The 16,105-nt window shown below is 51.1% G+C and carries 18 protein-coding genes; 7 read left to right on the top strand and 11 right to left on the bottom strand.

The features are described 5' to 3' along the window. Positions 1-78: 78 nt before the first annotated feature. The 7 genes from OQ371_RS14195 to galE form a co-directional block, all read right to left on the bottom strand. A complete protein-coding gene (locus OQ371_RS14195) occupies positions 79-888 on the bottom strand; it encodes a sensor histidine kinase (protein WP_265988668.1) in 810 nt (269 codons plus the stop codon). Positions 889-998: 110 nt separating this feature from the next. Beyond that, positions 999-1,421 carry a hypothetical protein gene (locus OQ371_RS14190; protein WP_265988666.1) on the bottom strand — a complete coding sequence of 141 codons (423 nt, stop codon included), beginning with the start codon at positions 1,419-1,421 and terminating at the stop codon, positions 999-1,001. 280 nt (positions 1,422-1,701) lie between these two features. Next, positions 1,702-2,103 (bottom strand): hypothetical protein, encoded by a 402-nt coding sequence (locus OQ371_RS14185; protein WP_265988664.1) that lies wholly within the window; start codon positions 2,101-2,103, stop codon positions 1,702-1,704. A gap of 833 nt (positions 2,104-2,936) precedes the next feature. After that, positions 2,937-3,371, bottom strand: coding sequence for a hypothetical protein (locus tag OQ371_RS14180; RefSeq protein WP_265988662.1), 435 nt, complete (start codon positions 3,369-3,371; stop codon positions 2,937-2,939). A 393-nt stretch (positions 3,372-3,764) separates the two neighbouring features. Beyond that, positions 3,765-4,625 carry a glucose-1-phosphate thymidylyltransferase RfbA gene (rfbA, locus tag OQ371_RS14175; RefSeq protein ID WP_265988660.1) on the bottom strand — a complete coding sequence of 287 codons (861 nt, stop codon included), beginning with the start codon at positions 4,623-4,625 and terminating at the stop codon, positions 3,765-3,767. A gap of 90 nt (positions 4,626-4,715) precedes the next feature. Then, complete coding sequence (rfbB, locus tag OQ371_RS14170) at positions 4,716-5,774, bottom strand: dTDP-glucose 4,6-dehydratase (RefSeq protein ID WP_265988658.1); 1,059 nt, start codon at positions 5,772-5,774, stop codon at positions 4,716-4,718. A gap of 5 nt (positions 5,775-5,779) precedes the next feature. Then, entirely contained in the window at positions 5,780-6,814 is a 1,035-nt protein-coding gene (gene galE / locus OQ371_RS14165) for a UDP-glucose 4-epimerase GalE (protein WP_265988656.1), read from the bottom strand. Positions 6,815-7,124: 310 nt separating this feature from the next. Here galE and OQ371_RS14160 point away from each other — a divergent pair, with 310 nt between their 5' ends. Next, a complete protein-coding gene (locus OQ371_RS14160; protein ID WP_265994309.1) occupies positions 7,125-7,997 on the top strand; it encodes a transglutaminase-like domain-containing protein in 873 nt (290 codons plus the stop codon). Between the two features lie 35 nt (positions 7,998-8,032). Here the strand turns inward: OQ371_RS14160 and OQ371_RS14155 are convergent, their stop codons facing one another. Beyond that, entirely contained in the window at positions 8,033-8,662 is a 630-nt protein-coding gene (locus OQ371_RS14155) for a 4'-phosphopantetheinyl transferase family protein (RefSeq protein WP_265988654.1), read from the bottom strand. Positions 8,663-8,781: 119 nt separating this feature from the next. Between OQ371_RS14155 and OQ371_RS14150 the strand changes: the two genes are divergently transcribed. The 3 genes from OQ371_RS14150 to folB all read left to right on the top strand — a co-directional run bounded on the left by OQ371_RS14150 (position 8,782) and on the right by folB (position 11,133). Continuing rightward, positions 8,782-9,684, top strand: coding sequence for a WD40 repeat domain-containing protein (locus OQ371_RS14150; RefSeq protein ID WP_265988652.1), 903 nt, complete (start codon positions 8,782-8,784; stop codon positions 9,682-9,684). A 123-nt stretch (positions 9,685-9,807) separates the two neighbouring features. Continuing rightward, positions 9,808-10,689 carry a DivIVA domain-containing protein gene (locus tag OQ371_RS14145; RefSeq protein WP_265988650.1) on the top strand — a complete coding sequence of 294 codons (882 nt, stop codon included), beginning with the start codon at positions 9,808-9,810 and terminating at the stop codon, positions 10,687-10,689. A gap of 93 nt (positions 10,690-10,782) precedes the next feature. Next, complete coding sequence (gene folB, locus OQ371_RS14140) at positions 10,783-11,133, top strand: dihydroneopterin aldolase (RefSeq protein WP_265988649.1); 351 nt, start codon at positions 10,783-10,785, stop codon at positions 11,131-11,133. A gap of 94 nt (positions 11,134-11,227) precedes the next feature. Here the strand turns inward: folB and ytxJ are convergent, their stop codons facing one another. Beyond that, positions 11,228-11,566: a bacillithiol system redox-active protein YtxJ gene (gene ytxJ, locus OQ371_RS14135; RefSeq protein WP_265988648.1), complete on the bottom strand. Its 339-nt coding sequence runs from the start codon at positions 11,564-11,566 to the stop codon at positions 11,228-11,230. A gap of 65 nt (positions 11,567-11,631) precedes the next feature. Then, entirely contained in the window at positions 11,632-11,931 is a 300-nt protein-coding gene (locus tag OQ371_RS14130) for a phosphoribosylpyrophosphate synthetase (RefSeq protein ID WP_265988647.1), read from the bottom strand. A 54-nt stretch (positions 11,932-11,985) separates the two neighbouring features. Here OQ371_RS14130 and OQ371_RS14125 point away from each other — a divergent pair, with 54 nt between their 5' ends. Genes OQ371_RS14125 through rsgA form a run of 3 tightly spaced genes read left to right on the top strand, consistent with a single transcriptional unit; the run spans position 11,986 to position 14,632 of the window. Further along, positions 11,986-13,239 carry a 3-deoxy-D-manno-octulosonic acid transferase gene (locus OQ371_RS14125; protein WP_265988645.1) on the top strand — a complete coding sequence of 418 codons (1,254 nt, stop codon included), beginning with the start codon at positions 11,986-11,988 and terminating at the stop codon, positions 13,237-13,239. Positions 13,240-13,265: 26 nt separating this feature from the next. Next, positions 13,266-13,664, top strand: coding sequence for a GxxExxY protein (locus OQ371_RS14120; RefSeq protein WP_265988643.1), 399 nt, complete (start codon positions 13,266-13,268; stop codon positions 13,662-13,664). Positions 13,665-13,705: 41 nt separating this feature from the next. Next, positions 13,706-14,632 carry a ribosome small subunit-dependent GTPase A gene (rsgA, locus tag OQ371_RS14115; protein ID WP_265988642.1) on the top strand — a complete coding sequence of 309 codons (927 nt, stop codon included), beginning with the start codon at positions 13,706-13,708 and terminating at the stop codon, positions 14,630-14,632. Between the two features lie 87 nt (positions 14,633-14,719). Here the strand turns inward: rsgA and OQ371_RS14110 are convergent, their stop codons facing one another. Beyond that, positions 14,720-16,096 (bottom strand): cystathionine beta-synthase, encoded by a 1,377-nt coding sequence (locus tag OQ371_RS14110; protein ID WP_265988640.1) that lies wholly within the window; start codon positions 16,094-16,096, stop codon positions 14,720-14,722. Between the last annotated feature and the right edge of the window lie 9 nt (positions 16,097-16,105).

Here is a 16,105-nt window from a genome sequence, read left to right as displayed (position 1 = left end):
ACGGCTGGTTTGGTCCGCCTTATCATCCAGCTGATGAGAACCACTTGATCGTGCCCTTCTTCAAACCGTTTTTATCTTTTACACCGGTTCCACTTCTACCTCCACTTCCGGCTTCAGGTTTTTCACCTGAATGTGAATCCGGGAGCCACGGCCTTCTTCCACATCAAACGTGACATGACCGTCAATCACGTTCAGACGGCTTTCGATGTTACGGAGACCCAGCCCCCGTTTCTTATCTTTCATAATTTCATCCAGATCGAATCCCTGCCCGTCATCAATAACGGACAGCAGCATACCGTTCGGCTGGCAGTGCAGATCAATAATAATATGCTGGGCGTTGGCGTGTTTGATGGCGTTGTTGATCAGCTCCTGCGCAATGCGAAACAGCGTCAGGTCCAGTTGCGGCATCAGGGGCGGCAGCTTGTCAGAACACGACAATTCGACGTGAACCTCGCCGTTGCTGGCTTTTTCGGCCAGTTCTTCCAGCGCCGAAACCAGCCCGAAGCGTTCGAGGGTAGTCGGCACCAGATCGCGGCTGATGCGCCGGACGTTGGCAATGGTTTCGTCCAGCAGCGAGCGGGTTTTCTGAACCAGCACCGTTGAGCTGGGGTCGTTGTGTTCCACGGTCCGGCCCAGTTGATTGAGGCTCAACTTGGTCACCGACAGCATTGTCCCGATTTCGTCGTGCAGATCCTGGGCGATGCGCCGACGTTCGTGTTCCTGCGCCTGGAGGGTGGCCGCGAGCAGACCTTTACGGTATTTCTCCTGCCATTCCTTCAGAATGAGTTGTTGACGAATCTGTTTTTGCTGGTAATAGGCCACAAAGACGATGATAAAAATCGCCATCACCAGCAGAACGGCCGTACCTACGGCAATGTATAATTTCATGTCCTCGTTCACAGCGAGTCAGAAGCAAAGTGCGGTCCCATACACGGACTTATAATAAAATCAATTGTCGAAATATACCATCTTGACGCCACATCCGCAAGCACCTCATATTAAACGGTCATGTGTTCGACCATCCTGAACTCACGTCGCCGGAGCCAGAAACTGATGATCAGAACGACGTAAAAAAATGCGGTAAAAGCCCTGACGATCTGGATGTACAACCCGTAACTTCCGTTCGAGCTAAGGTCACCGAGGGTTACTTTCACAAACAGAAAAACAAACAGGGTTCCGGCAGCGTGCACGATTGCTCCGGCGCTGATCCAGAACATGGCATGAATCAATATATTTTGTACCTGCATCTTCGTCAGAATATAATGGAAGTAAAGAAGCGCGTACAAAATCATGACAATCCGCTGAACGCCGAGCGTAATACCGGCAATTCGGGTCCAACTGAAATCGACTAAAAATACCAATAGATAAACTCCTAGACCGGCCAGCACAATCGTTCGGTTGCGTTTGGATTTTAGCTCCACCCAGTAAGCCCCCGCAATACAGCTTATTTCGGCAACCGAGTTTAAATTATACAGGTAAAGGTTGTTTAACCGATACGCAGCATTGTGATTTTGTAAAAGAGAAATCCCCAGTGATAAAATCAGCATTCTAAACAGCCAATGACTGGCCTTATCCAGAAATGGGTAATTTACCAGACCTGTTACCAAGGCTAACACCAGGAACAGGTCTGGCAAAAACGTATGGGGATACTTAAGAACTAACTGGATATAAGGGTGATCCACCATAAATAACTCGTTCCTATCAACCTCCTTTGCCTACTTTGTTGCATTCTGGCGGACACAACGGACCGTCTGCCAACTGACCCGACCGAACCGCCGGCATATCTTTCATTCCGGCTTCGATGGGTTCGCTCAGTTCCAGCAGTTCATCCCCGTTTTCATCAACGCCGACCAGTACCACCCGGGGGACCAGGTGTTCGGAACCGTTGATTTTCTCCTGGCGCTTGGCGTGGTACACCCGGATGCCTACGCACCCCGGCTGGCTTAGAATTTGTTGCAGATTGTCGCTGCCAAAAAACTCGGAACGAACCGTATCCGACTCCGGAATTTGTTGTTGTTTCTTACGTTGCTGGTACGCGCCTTTAAATTGCTCGGCTTCTTCTTCTGAAATGAAGCGTCCTGCTCCACTGCTGATTGCACTCATGGTTAAAAAGAGGTTTAACTTAAAAATGGTGGTTATGATAAGGTCTCAAATTTGCACAGACTTGTTGTGATAAACAATTGTCTTTTAGTAAACGGAAATGCTACTAATAAATAGCTAAATCAATTTAATGATTAAACTGTTAATGCATATTACACATAATTCTTTATATCGTATTTACTCACCCAAAAACCAATAGATGAAAAAACACAAAAAAGGATATACAGTATTTGCTTAACAGACCAATATAGGTCAAATATATTGCTGCTAGCCTTGGCACTTATTGTATATTGACTAAATAAATACATAAAGAATGTCCCTAGTGAATAAAGTAATAGACCTGCACTTATCCAAAAAAAACTATGCAGTAGCATATTGGCTATTTTCATTTCAACCAACAACCAATTAAAGTATGATAAAACTAAAGCTGTGCTAAATATTCTAAATACGGTATTCCCTACTGATGAAAACTCATCGTATTTAAAAAATATAATGGAAATAATTATACTTATTGAGGTAGCTATGACTATGTACTTTTTATGTATTTTAAATTCAAACTTTTGATAGTATATGCATCCGACTAGAAATATATCGACGATTAAATAGAGGTTATATAAATGAATATTGCTCCACGCCTTTAGCGAATAATAAAGTTGTATACATTCCTCTAAAAAAGAAGTTAGAAAAAATAGAATTAATAATATTAACTCCTTGGTTAAGAACTGTCGCCGATAAATACTAAGAGCTACCGGCAACAGTATAAAAATATGGCCAATATAATCTAATGGGTATGCTTGTAAATTGCTAACCAGACGTTCAAGCATTTATAAATAAAATTAGCAGTGCTGGGGACATGGATGCCCATTCGCCAGGGCATCTCTCCCGGCGGGCATATCTTTCAAACCGGTCGGATCGTCGATGTCGTCGGTTTCTCTTCCTCGAAACTCCGAATCGCGGGTCAGGCTGCCCAGGAAAATGTCTTTGCCCTTTGAATTAACAGCCGTCAGCACCAGTTGCGGTTTCGGGTCGCCATTGTCATCTTGTCCTTTGCCCAGTCCGTAATAAATCCGGATGCCGACGCAGTCGTCGTAGCCCAATAACTCATTAATCCGATTGATTCCAAAAAACTCGGCGCGGGTGTACGTATCTTTTCCCGACCCCTGACTTTCTTCTTTAAGCAGACGAAAATTGCGGGTTAACATTTCCGCGTCACGATTCCGAATGAAGTCGCCTACATCGCCCCGGTAGGGTTCTTTTGGATCTTGTGTCATGTTTTCCTGGATGAGAGTTGATCGTTAAAGTTCATCCAAAATAGAAAAGAGAGGCAGGAATTACAAGCAGAAAGGAAGGCAAAAAACAGATTAATGCATTGAATAACAGTCTATTACCTCAAGGAGATCAAGTAGAACTACGTAGTCAAATGCGCAGAATCACTTGCAGGATTGAGTTACTCTTAATTTTTTATAAATAAGGGGTTTCTTCTCTAAATTTCTTAGTAATTTCCCTGCACATTTGCAGAGACTTGGTACGTTTCATCACCCGATGGGACAAGCCGATTTTCTCATCTCATAGGTTAGGTTTGGAAAAGGCCAGGACTTTGTCCAGGCTTTTTTTTTGAGGGACAAAGGGAGAAACGAATCTTTCATTCGCCCTCCCCTGTTTTGCTATTTCAGCAGATTCAGCAGGTATTGGCCGTAGCCGCTTTTGACCAGCGGTTGAGCGATGGCTTTCAGTTGATCGTCGTTGATGTAGCCCATCCGGTACGCCACTTCCTCGATGGAGCCGATTTTCATACCCTGACGCTCCTCGATCACTTCCACAAACTGACCCGCCTGCATCAGCGACGCAAACGTACCCGTATCCAGCCAGGCAGTACCCCGGTCCAGAATACCGACTTTCAGTTTGCCACGCTCCAGATACACTTTGTTTACATCCGTGATCTCGTACTCGCCCCGGGGGCTGGGCTTCAGATTCTTGGCAATCTCTACCACGTCATTGTCGTAAAAATACAGGCCCGGCACGGCGTAGTTCGACTTGGGCTGCTGCGGCTTTTCTTCAATCGACAGGGCTTTTTTGTTATCATCGAACTCCACCACCCCGTAGCGCTCCGGATCGTTGACTTTGTAGGCATACACCACCCCGCCGTCGGGATCGTTGTTGGATTGCAGCAGTTTTGAAAGACCCGATCCGTAAAAAATGTTATCGCCCAGAATCAGCGCCACTTTGTCTTTACCGATAAACTCCTCCCCGATCACAAACGCCTGCGCCAGACCGTTCGGCAGGGGCTGCTCGGCGTAGCTGAACGAACAGCCAACCTGCTCGCCATCGCCAAGCAGTTTCTTGAAATTCGGCAGATCGTGGGGCGTTGAAATAATGAGAATTTCGCGAATACCCGCCAGCATCAGAATCGATAGCGGATAATAAATCATCGGCTTGTCATAAACCGGCATGAGTTGCTTGCTGACGGCCAATGTCAGCGGGTGCAAACGGGTTCCGGAACCTCCGGCCAAAATGATGCCTTTCATGGTTTTGATGAGGGAATGAGCGAATGAGCGAATAGCACTGCGGGCCAAAAATTGGCCGCCTTATTCACTCATTCGCTCATTCAAAATTGGTTATCGGTTTTCGTACATGGAGTCGTAATACTTCTGATAAGCGCCGGAGGTAACGTTTTCCAGCCAGTCCTGATTGGTCAGGAACCAGTCAACGGTTTTTTCCAGGCCCTCTTCAAATTGCAGGGACGGCTTCCAGCCCAGCTCATTCATCAATTTACTGGCGTCGATGGCGTACCGCAGATCGTGGCCCGCGCGGTCGGTGACGTACGTAATGAGTTGGGCCGAAGTGCCTTCGGGGCGCCCCAGCTTCCGGTCCATGATGCCGCACAGCAGATTCACCAGGTCAATGTTTTTCCACTCGTTGAAGCCGCCAATGTTGTAGGTGTCCCCGTTTTTGCCGTTGTGGTAAATCGTGTCGATGGCCCGGGCGTGATCAATCACATACAGCCAGTCGCGCACGTTCTCACCTTTTCCGTAGACCGGCAGCGGCTTGTTGGTCTGGATGTTATGAATCATCAGCGGAATAAGCTTCTCCGGAAAATGATTCGGACCGTAGTTGTTCGAGCAGTTCGACAGGACAACCGGCAGCTTATAAGTGTTGCCGTATGCCCGCACGAAATGATCCGAAGCCGCCTTCGAAGCCGAGTAGGGCGATTGCGGGTCGTACGGAGTGGTTTCGACGAAGAAATCTTCCGGATTGTGCAGCGACCCATACACCTCGTCGGTCGAAACGTGGTAGAAACGCTTGCCGGTGAAATCGGGCAGCCAGCTATTTTTGGCGGCATTGAGCAGATTAACCGTTCCCACGACGTTGGTCGTGACAAACGCCATCGGGTCGGTGATCGAGCGGTCCACGTGCGATTCGGCCGCCAGGTGAATAACGCCGTCGAAGTTCTGCTCCTGAAACAGTTGCTCCAGGAAAGAAGCATCGGTAATGTCGCCCTTCACGAAGGTGTAGTTGGGAGCGTCCTCAATGTCCGCAAGGTTGGCGAGGTTACCGGCATACGTTAGTTTATCCAGATTAAAAATTTGATAATCAGGGTATTTGGTCACAAACAACCGAACAACGTGTGAACCAATAAAGCCGGCTCCGCCGGTAATCAGAATCTTCTTTCCCATAACGCTTAACCCGAAACGGTTGAATTTTTTAAATGCAGATTTTGCTCCCAGCGCCACGCATCACGCAGCCCGTCGGCCAGCGACTTTTCGGCCCGCCAGCCCATGACGTTGTTTACTTTATCGACCTGAGCGTAGATTTTCTCCACGTCGCCCGGACGGCGCGGACCGATGCTGTAATTCAGTTTTAACTGGTTGACTTCTTCAAACGTCTTGATCAGTTCGAGCACGGTATTGCCCTGGCCCGTACCGACGTTGAATATATCATAATAAGAATTTTCTTCCTGCGAATCGAGCAGCCGCAGGGCCTGAACGTGGGCCTTGGCCAGATCCACCACGTGAATGTAATCCCGGATGCAGGTACCGTCGGGGGTATCGTAATCGTTACCGAAAACCGTTACTTTTTCCCGCAGTCCGGCGGCCGTCTGCGTAATGAACGGAACCAGGTTGCTCGGTACGCCCAGCGGCAACTCGCCAATCAGGCCGGACGGGTGAGCACCAATCGGGTTGAAATACCGCAAAGCAATGGCTTTCATGGCTGCTCCCGAGCGGACGGTATCGCGGATGATGTCTTCGCAGATGGTTTTGGTATTCCCGTAAGGCGACTGCGCCGGTAGCCGGGGCGTGGCTTCGGTCACGGGCAGTTGCTCGGGCTGACCGTAAACCGTACACGAAGACGAGAAAACGAGGTTCGAAACGCCATACCGCTGCATGGTTTCGAGCAGCAGGATGGTTGAATCCAGGTTGTTGCGGTAATACATCAACGGCTTGGCCACCGACTCGCCCACGGCTTTGTGAGCCGCAAAGTGAATGACACCCCCAAGGCTTTCTTTTTCAAAAATCGCGTTCAGCGTTTCCGGATCGTTGCAATCCCCCTGATAGAAGATAACATCGCGGTTGAGAATCTGACGCAGACCATCCAAGGCAGAACGGTCAGAATTTGAGAAATTATCGATGATAATCGGTTCGTACCCGGCATTCACCAGTTCAACAACCGTGTGCGAACCGATGAATCCGGCTCCGCCAGTGACTAAAATTCTCATGGGAGTGCTTATATGTAAGGAGTTATTTCACGCGTTGAGTTTGTACGAATCAAGCAAAAAACTTGCCGGTACGTGCGGGTTGACGGGAAATTTTATCAACCCTGGTAAGAAAATCATTTTTTATAAAATGGTGTTATAAATTCAGGACATTTCCTAGTGCCTGCGGGCAAAAGTATAAAATTCAGTAGGTTTCTAAAAATAAGTTTTTATCTTCGGGTAGGCCGTCGCAGCACGGTTCCACCGAAGCGTCGGGCCACCGATTTGTCCATGGTTTAACAAACCGGACCGTAACTCTAGTTGGAAGGGCATGATAAACGATAACGAAATAAAAGCGTTGATTTCGCTGTTAGACGATGATGACCAGGAAATCACCGAGCATGTAGAGCAGAGAATTCGTGAATTAGGTGGGCAGTTGATTCCTTATCTGGAGAGTGAGTGGGAGGATAGCTTTAATCCGCTTCATCAAAAGAAAATCGAGGAGCTGATCCACGATCTTCAATACCAGTCCGTTCTGGAACGAATCCGTACCTGGAAAGACACGGGCGGCATCGACCTCCTGGAAGGTTTATGGATTGTAGCGACGTACCAGTACCCGGATCTGTCGCTTGATAAACTCCGGCAGGAAATCAAACAACTTTACCTGGATGTTTGGCTGGAAGGGAAGTCGGAAATGCACCCGATTGATCAGATCAAGACCTTAAACAGCGTCTTTTTTAACAAGCTCAAGTTTGCCGCCAATACCAAACATTTCCATTCGCCGTCCAACTCGATGATCAACGTCGTGCTGGAAAGTCGGCGCGGCAACCCGATTTCGCTGTGCGTCATATACATGATGGTGGCCCAGCAACTGGGTTTGCCGGTATACGGGGTCAACCTGCCCAGTTTGTTTGTGCTGACTTATAAGAAAGACCATACGCAGTTTTACATCAACGTGTTCAACCGTGGCCTGGTGTTTTCCAAGTCCGACATTGATCATTACATTGGTCAGTTGAACCTCAAACCAGCCGATACCTATTACCAGCCCTGCACCAACCTGGACATTGTCCGGCGCGTGCTGCGGAACCTGATGCTGGCGTTCGAGAAAATCGGCGATACCGGCCGGGTTAAGGAAGTAGAACAACTGATGGATGCCGTCAACGACGAAGGAGCTACCCCGCCCCTCTCGGACTATACCAGTAAATAACCTTCCGTCCCTACGGGCCCTGGTCCGTAGGGGCACTAAAAGGCCACGGCCAGCATCCCCGGCCCGGTTTCGAAGTAATGAATCTTCAATTCCCGTACGTCGTCGGGCAAACGGACGTGCCCCGTTAGCAACCCGGCTCCGTCGGAAAACGGCTCCACGTGCAGGTGTTCGCGGAAGGTGAGCTGGCGTTTCCCGTACAGTTTATAGAGTGCTTCCTTGGCGCACCAGTAAACAGCCAACCGGTGCAGATCCCCGTCGGCGTGGCGGATTTCGTCGTCGGACAATACCCGCGGAACCACCCGCACGAATTGCTGCCGAAACGGCTCAATATCAATCCCAACGGGTTTGGAATGGTGCATAACGGCAGCCGCCCAGCCCGAGGTGTGGGAAATGGAGATGTGCGCATCCAGCCCGATCAGGTGGGGCTTTCCGTATTCGTCTTTGTACAAGCCCGCGTAGGGTCCGTTCGATTCCACCAGCGCCCGGACGGCCGCCCGGCACGCCAGCCACTCGACGCGCTGAGCCGGGTGCGTGATGGTCAGCAATTCCATTTGCTCCGGAACCGTCAGCGTCAGCAGTGGGCGCAGTTCGTCTTCGCTTTCCTCAATTTTCCACAACACCGCCGTACAACTGGCCCCCAGCCGGTGGGTTTGATAAACTGACATAATCCGAATCTCGATTTGAGGGTGCAATGATAAAAGGAAAATGGGGAATCGGAAGCGAAAAAGTAAACACACCCGAACAGTTTCGCATTTTCCCTTTATCATTGTACAAACTATAGCTAATGCAAGTTCATAAAGTTGATACGTTTGCCGGGCACCGCGATTGTGTCTATACGCTTGATTCAGGCGGGTCGCCAACCGAATTCTTTTCGGCCGGGGCCGATGGTCTGGTGGTTCGCTGGCAGCTGGACAAACCGGACCTGGGCACCCTGCTGGCCCGTATTCCCGCTTCCGTTTACGCCCTGGCGTTCGAGCCGGAACGCGGGCAACTGTGGGTCGGGCAAAATTACGACGGCATCCACATCATTGACCCGGTTCAGAAGCAGGAAGTTCGGTCGGCCCAGATTACATCCGCGGCCATTTTTGACATCAAGTTTTTTGAGGATTCGGCCTGGATAGCCTTGTCCGACGGGGTTCTTATCGTAATGGACCGGGCCGAATTTGCGGTTCGGAAACACCTGAAAGTAAGCGACAAAAGCGCCCGCAGCATTGCCATCAACCCAACCAGCCGGGAAGTTGCCGTGGGGTACAGCGACCACGGTATCCGGATTTTCGACGCCCAGGATCTGACGCTCAAACAAACCATTCCCGCGCACAGCAATTCCGTTTTCACGGTTCAGTACTCACCAGACGGACAGTACCTGCTCTCGGCCGGGCGCGACGCCCACCTGAAAGCATGGGTGGTTGCCGACCGCTACGCCGAACAACAGGACATTCCGGCCCACCTCTTCGCCATCAACCACATTTGCTACAGCCCGGACGGCGCCTTGTTTGCCACGTGCAGCATGGATAAATCCATCAAAGTCTGGGATGCCGGGAGCTTCCGGCTGCTGAAAGTAATCGACCGGGCGCGGCACGCCGGACACGGAACGTCGGTCAATAAATTGCTCTGGAGCTCGTTTCAACAGCAACTCGTTTCGGCCAGCGATGACCGGCTGATTTCGGTCTGGGAGATTACCCGCTAGCTAAATGATTTGCTTTGTTCTTGGCAATTTCGCAAATTTCAGGACAAAAAATTGATAATTTCGGCCGGATAACTTTACTTTTAGCAGAAAAGTGAAAGTTATGGCACCATAAACCTTTCCAACATGAAAATAACGCCCATCGAGATTCGGCAGCATACATTTGAAAAGAAAGGATTCGGCGGATACCGTCCCGAAGAAGTAGACGCGTTTCTGGCGTCTCTTTCGCAGGAATGGGAGCGTGTAACGAGTGAGGGGAAAATGCTGAAGATGCAACTCGAACTGGCCGAAAAAGAACTCAGCAAGTTCAAGGACATCGAGATGACGTTGTTTAAAACGTTGAAGACCGCCGACGATACCAGTACGCAGATCACCGATCAGGCCAACAAAGCCGCCGAAAAATACCTGAACGAGTCGAAACAGAAAGCCGATGAAATTCTGGCCGAAGCCCGCAAGCGCTCCACGCTGATGGTGCAGGATGCTGAGAATCAGGCACGCTACATCAAAGAAAACATCCTCAACGACCTGAAGGCGATGGAACACGACTTCAAGGCGATGGAGAAATACAAGGAAGGATTGATCAAGCAGATTCAGATGCTGGCCAACGGCGCCCTCGAAAATGTTGATCGGTTTGAAAAGAAATTCAATCAGGCGTCCATTCAGGCCAAAATTGACGAGGTGACCGCGCAGCACACCGAAAACGAGCCCCTTGCCGCGAAGGGAACCCCAGCCGCCGACGGGGATTCGGACCTGGTGAACCCCGAGACCCTGCACGTAGAAACGACGGACGATGCCCTGCAACACGCAATCGACAATACCGAACCCCTAGCCGACGAAGCGGTCTTTGCCGACCCGGTGGCGGCCCAGGGTGCCGAAGCCGCCGAAGCGGGGTTGCCCATTACGGAACCCATCGCCGAGGAGGATACAATCGAGCCGCAGGCCGTTGCCGAGGAAACTGAACCGGAAGGAAAGAAAAAAGAAGCCGGTTCCTTCTTCGACCAGATTTAACGAAAAGCGGACGCCGAGTCCGCTTTTTTGTTCTACTTTTGGGCGAAAATTTAACCAGTTGGGAAAGACGGAAAAACCGTCAATTCGCTGCTCATGGGAACCATTTCGCTTGAAGGACTCGAATTTTTCGCCTACCACGGCTTTTACGACGAAGAACAGAAGATTGGTAACAAGTACTCCGTCGACATAACCGTTACCGCCGACCTCACCGAAGCCGCCCAGCTCGACCGCTTAAGCACGACGGTCAACTACGGCGACTTGTACAACATTACCCACGCGGCCATGCAGCAGCCCGCCCGGCTGCTCGAACACATTGCCCACAACATCATCGTTGAAATCCGTAAAAAATATCCCAAGGTTGATACCGTCGAGGTAAGCGTCTCGAAATTTAACCCGCCGATCGGGGGCGTTTGCCACCGGGCGAAGATTACGCTACGGGGTTAATTTCCGGGTTCGGTGAGCATATTTGTTCGGCTGAAAACAAAAAAAGCGCCCCGTCTTTGGCAGACGCGGCGCTTGATACTACTCTATAGCTGAATTAGGCCGATACAACCTGCTGTTTCAGGGCATCGAACGAAATGTCAAAATGGGAAGCGTCGTAAACACATTCACCGTTCTGAATCAGCAAGACCTGCGGTGACTGGTGCGGAACGCCAAAGTCCTCCGCCACCTGATTTGATACCGAGCGGAAGGCAATCAGGTCCAGATAATACGGCTTAATACCGGCCGCATCACTCCAGTTGCGCTCCATGCGGCTTAATGCCGTTGAGCTGATGGAACAGCGGGTGCTGTGTTTGAAAATCAATACCGGCTGTTCGGCCGACTCGTTCCGGATTTGGTCTAATTGGGCGTTGTCTTGCAGTTTGTTCCAGTTCATGATGCTTGTTCACACGTAACTACGTCCATATAAGCCATATCGCGCCCGAAAAGTTTCGCCCGAAATCAATCAATTTTCAATTTCTCCACCATTTCGTCCGACAGCTCATCGGCGTACGCTCCGTAGGCGTTGACGAGCGTTCCCTTCTGCCCGTCTTTCGACTCGATGGCGTACAGGATTGAATTATCGTCCGGGTCACTTACGCCTTCGAAGCGGTAAACATCCACAATGTGAAATTGCTCCGGGCTCAGTTGCAGGTCTTTGCTCCGGCAAATCAGCGAATCGCCGGCTAGGTTAAAGTCGAGCGTGAATCCTTTTCGGTTCAGGTCGTCGAGGGCTTCGACAAGTGTGTCGTACGTTTGCATGGGGGTATGAGTTAAGTTTGTAGTTTTACGAATTCGAACCAACGCACCATCCGCTTGCTCGCTGCACTTTACAATACCTCCATCCGACTCTATCAGGCTACGCTCCAGGTGGTGGCTCAATTTCATCCCAAAGCCCGGCTGGCCGTTGCGGGACGTCAGCAATGGGCTGAACAAATAAAAGCAAAATTGGCCGGTAATGCCGCACCCATCGCCTGGTTTCATGCTGCGTCGCTGGGGGAATTTGAGCAGGGGCGCCCGGTTATCGAAGCGTTCCGGCAACGGTATCCCGGTTACAAAATTCTGCTGACGTTTTTCTCGCCCTCGGGTTACGAAGTCCGGAAGAACTACACCGGGGCCGATTTTATCTTTTACCTCCCGTTCGATACGCCCGAAAACGCCCGGCAATTCGTCCAGTTGGTGAACCCGTCCATCGCGTTTTTCATTAAATACGAATTCTGGTACAATTACCTGCGGGAATTGAAAAACCGTCAGGTTCCAATTCTCTCCTTTTCGGCCATTTTCCGGGCCGACCAGATCTTTTTCAAACCGTACGGCGGTTTTTACCGCTCGTTTCTGCGCTATTTCGACCACATTCTGGTTCAAAACCAGGAGTCGGTCGACCTGCTTCAGCGCATTGGCGTAACGAACGTGACGCTGGCGGGCGACACGCGCTTCGACCGGGTGCAGCAGGTGGCCGACGCCCGCCGAGAAATACCGGTTGCCCGGGCGTTCAAAGCCGATCAGCCGTTGCTGGTGGTCGGGAGCGCCTGGCAGGCCGACATGGACGTGCTGATTCCGTTTCTGAACCGCTTCGATCAACCCTTGAAAGTCATTGTTGCCCCCCACGAAATCCACGACGACGAAATTGAGCGCTGGCGTAGTCAGCTCCCCGGCCCGACCGTCCGGTTTTCGGAAGCCGCGAACCACTCCTCTCTTCAACCGTTCAACCAGCTCATTATCGACAACATCGGGATGCTTTCTTCGCTCTACCAGTACGGTGAATTCGCCTACATCGGCGGTGCGTTTGGGAAAGGGCTGCATAACATTCTGGAAGCGGCTACGTTTCGGATGCCGCTGTTCTTCGGACCCAACTACGGCAAGTTTCAGGAAGCCGTTGATCTGACGAAGGCCGGAGCGGCTTTCCCGGTACCGGACTCGGCGGCCCTCGAAACGGTTTTCCGGCGGCTTTACGCGGATTCGGACGCGCTGGCAACGGCTTCGGCCATCTCTGGTGATTATGTTACCCGAAATACGGGCGCTACGTCTAAAGTAATGGAGGTAGTAAAAGGGGTTGTTACACAGAGTTAATCAGAGACTATCAGAGTCAATCAGAGATGCTTTTGAATCAAATTTCACAGCGGGTCCTGCAAGGGGCAATAGAGGTCCATCGATCATTGGGTCCTGGGCTATTGGAGTCAGCATACCGCGAATGTTTGGCTTATGAATTGGGCAAGATGGGACTATTCGTTGAACGGGAAAAGCCAATGCCAATCATTTACAAAGAAGTAAAACTCGATCATGGCTATCGGATGGATTTGCTGGTAGAGAAGAAGGTAGTAATAGAACTAAAAACCGTTGAAGAATTGACCGACGTGCACCTTGCTCAAACATTAACCTACCTGAAATTGGGTCATTTTCACTTGGGCTTGCTAATCAATTTTCACGTTACTTTGTTAAAAAATGGAGTTCGTCGAGTGGTTAATCCGATATTTAAACCCTCTGATCAACTTTGATGTTCTCTGATCAACCCTGTGTAACAACCCGCTCAACTATTTTGCAAACTGGCTTAATCATACGCTCGACCGGCTCCTGGTACGAAGTCCGCAACCACGACGGGCACATTTACCGCGCCCGGCTGAAAGGCAAATTCAAGATCCAGGGCCTGAAAGTCACCAACCCGATTGCCGTCGGCGACCGCGTGCAGTTCGAGCTCGAAGATGAGATTGAAAACACCGTGGTCATCACCGGCATCGAACCCCGCGAGAATTACATCATCCGAAAATCCGTCCACAAAACCGCCCACGGACACATTCTGGCCGCCAACATCGACCAGGCCGTGCTGATCGTCACGCTGGCGTTTCCCCGGACCTCGCTGGGCTTCATCGACCGGTTTCTGGTGACCGCCGAATCATTCCGCATCCCGACCACGCTGGTCTTCAACAAAGCGGATATCTTACAGGATGAAGGGCTGGAGTACCAACGGGAAATCATCGGCCTGTACGAAGAAATCGGGTACAACTGCCTCGAAACATCGGCAACGGAAGGAGAAAACGTCGAAGCGTTCCGGTTGCTGCTGGACCAGAAAATCAGCCTGTTGTCCGGTCACTCCGGCGTAGGCAAGTCGTCGCTGGTCAATGCGGTGGCTCCCGATCTGCAACTCCGAACCAACGAAGTATCGACGTTTGCCAACAAGGGCGTTCACACGACAACGTTCGCTGAAATGTTCGAGATTGCGCCCAACACCTTCATCATCGACACCCCGGGCATCAAGGAACTGGGGCTGGCTGATATGGAAAAGGAAGAAATCAGCCACTACTTCCCCGAAATGCGCGACCGCCTGAACCAGTGTCGGTTCCACAACTGCCTGCACATCAACGAACCGGGCTGCGCCATCAAGGAAGCCGTCAACGCTGGTGAAATCGCCGAAAGCCGCTACTGGAGCTATCTGGGCATGGTTTCGGGCGAAGACAACCGAAAGTGAAAGTTAAGAATTAAGAGTTTATAGTGAAGAGTTGGCTCCGCCGAAATTCTGGCTAACGAACGGAGCCAACGCTTCATTTTTTAACTCTTAACTCGTTATGGCAGCCAGCAAGTCGGCTTGGGTGATAATGTGGACCTGCTGGTTTTCGTCGCGGACGAGCAGGGCTTTGTTTTCGCGGTCGATGAGCGAAGAAAGCACATCAACGGTATTATCGAGCGCCACAAATTTGAACGGTTTGTCCATCACCTCGCCCACGCTCAGCTCCTTCACGGTCGGGTCTTCGATCAGTTTGTTCAGGATGGTGGAGTCGGTCAGGCTGCCGACAATTTCGCCTTCAGCATCGGTCACCGGTATTTGGGAGATGCTGTGCTGGTTGAGCAGCCGGATGGCGTCGCCTATTTTCAGGTCCTGCCCGACGGTTGTTAGCGTTCCCTTGCCGTTTTTGCTGCGGACAATATCGCGGGCCGTCGAAAACTCGCGGGATTCCAGAAACCCGTGGTCCTTCATCCAGGTATCGTTGTAGATTTTGGCGAGGTAGCGCGTGCCGTGGTCGGGCAGCAGAATCACCATCACGTCTTCGTCGGTCAGGTGTTCACGCGCCCATTCCAGCGCCCCGTGCACCGCCGATCCGCAGGACCAGCCCACAAAAAGCCCTTCCTCGCGCGACAGCCGCCGGGCCATGATGGCCGCATCCTTGTCGGTCACCTTCACAAAATGGTCAATCAGGTTGAAGTCGACGTTCTGCGGCAGAATGTCTTCGCCGATGCCTTCGGTCAGGTACGGGTAGATTTCACGCTCGTCGAAAACACCGGTTTCCTTGTATTTCTTGAACACCGAACCGTACGTATCAATCCCGACCGTCATCACATCCGGTTTGTGCTCTTTCAGGAATTTGGCCGTGCCGCAGATGGTTCCGCCCGTACCGACGCCCGCGGCAAAGTGGGTTATTTTCCCATCCGTATCCCGCCAGATTTCCGGGCCGGTGCTGTCGTAGTGAGCGGCGGTGTTTGAGAGGTTATCGTACTGGTTGGGATACAGCGAGTTCGGAATTTCCCGGTTCAGGCGTTTGGCAACGGAATAATACGAGCGCGGGTCGTCGGGTTCCACGTTTGTGGGGCAGACCACCACATCGGCTCCCACCGCCCGCAGAATATCGATTTTCTCCTTCGACTGTTTGTCGGCCATCGTGAAAATGCACTTGTAGCCCTTCGCAATAGCCGCCAGCGCCAGCCCGAAGCCGGTGTTACCGCTTGTGCCTTCGATGATGGTGCCGCCGGGCTGAATAATTCCCGCTTTCTCCGCGTCTTCAATCATCCGGATGGCGATCCGGTCCTTCACCGAGTTACCGGGGTTAAAATATTCGACCTTGGCCAGCACCGTTCCCCGAATGCCCTTGGTTACTTTATTAAGCTTCACCAGGGGCGTGTTGCCGATGGTATCTATGATGGAATTGTAGTAGTTCATGGCCGTGTG

The organism is Larkinella insperata (assembly GCF_026248825.1).
Taxonomy (GTDB): Bacteria; Bacteroidota; Bacteroidia; order Cytophagales; family Spirosomataceae; genus Larkinella; species Larkinella insperata.
The sequence above is the reverse complement of the archived record's forward strand: the minus strand, read 5'-3'. Positions and strand labels throughout refer to the sequence as shown.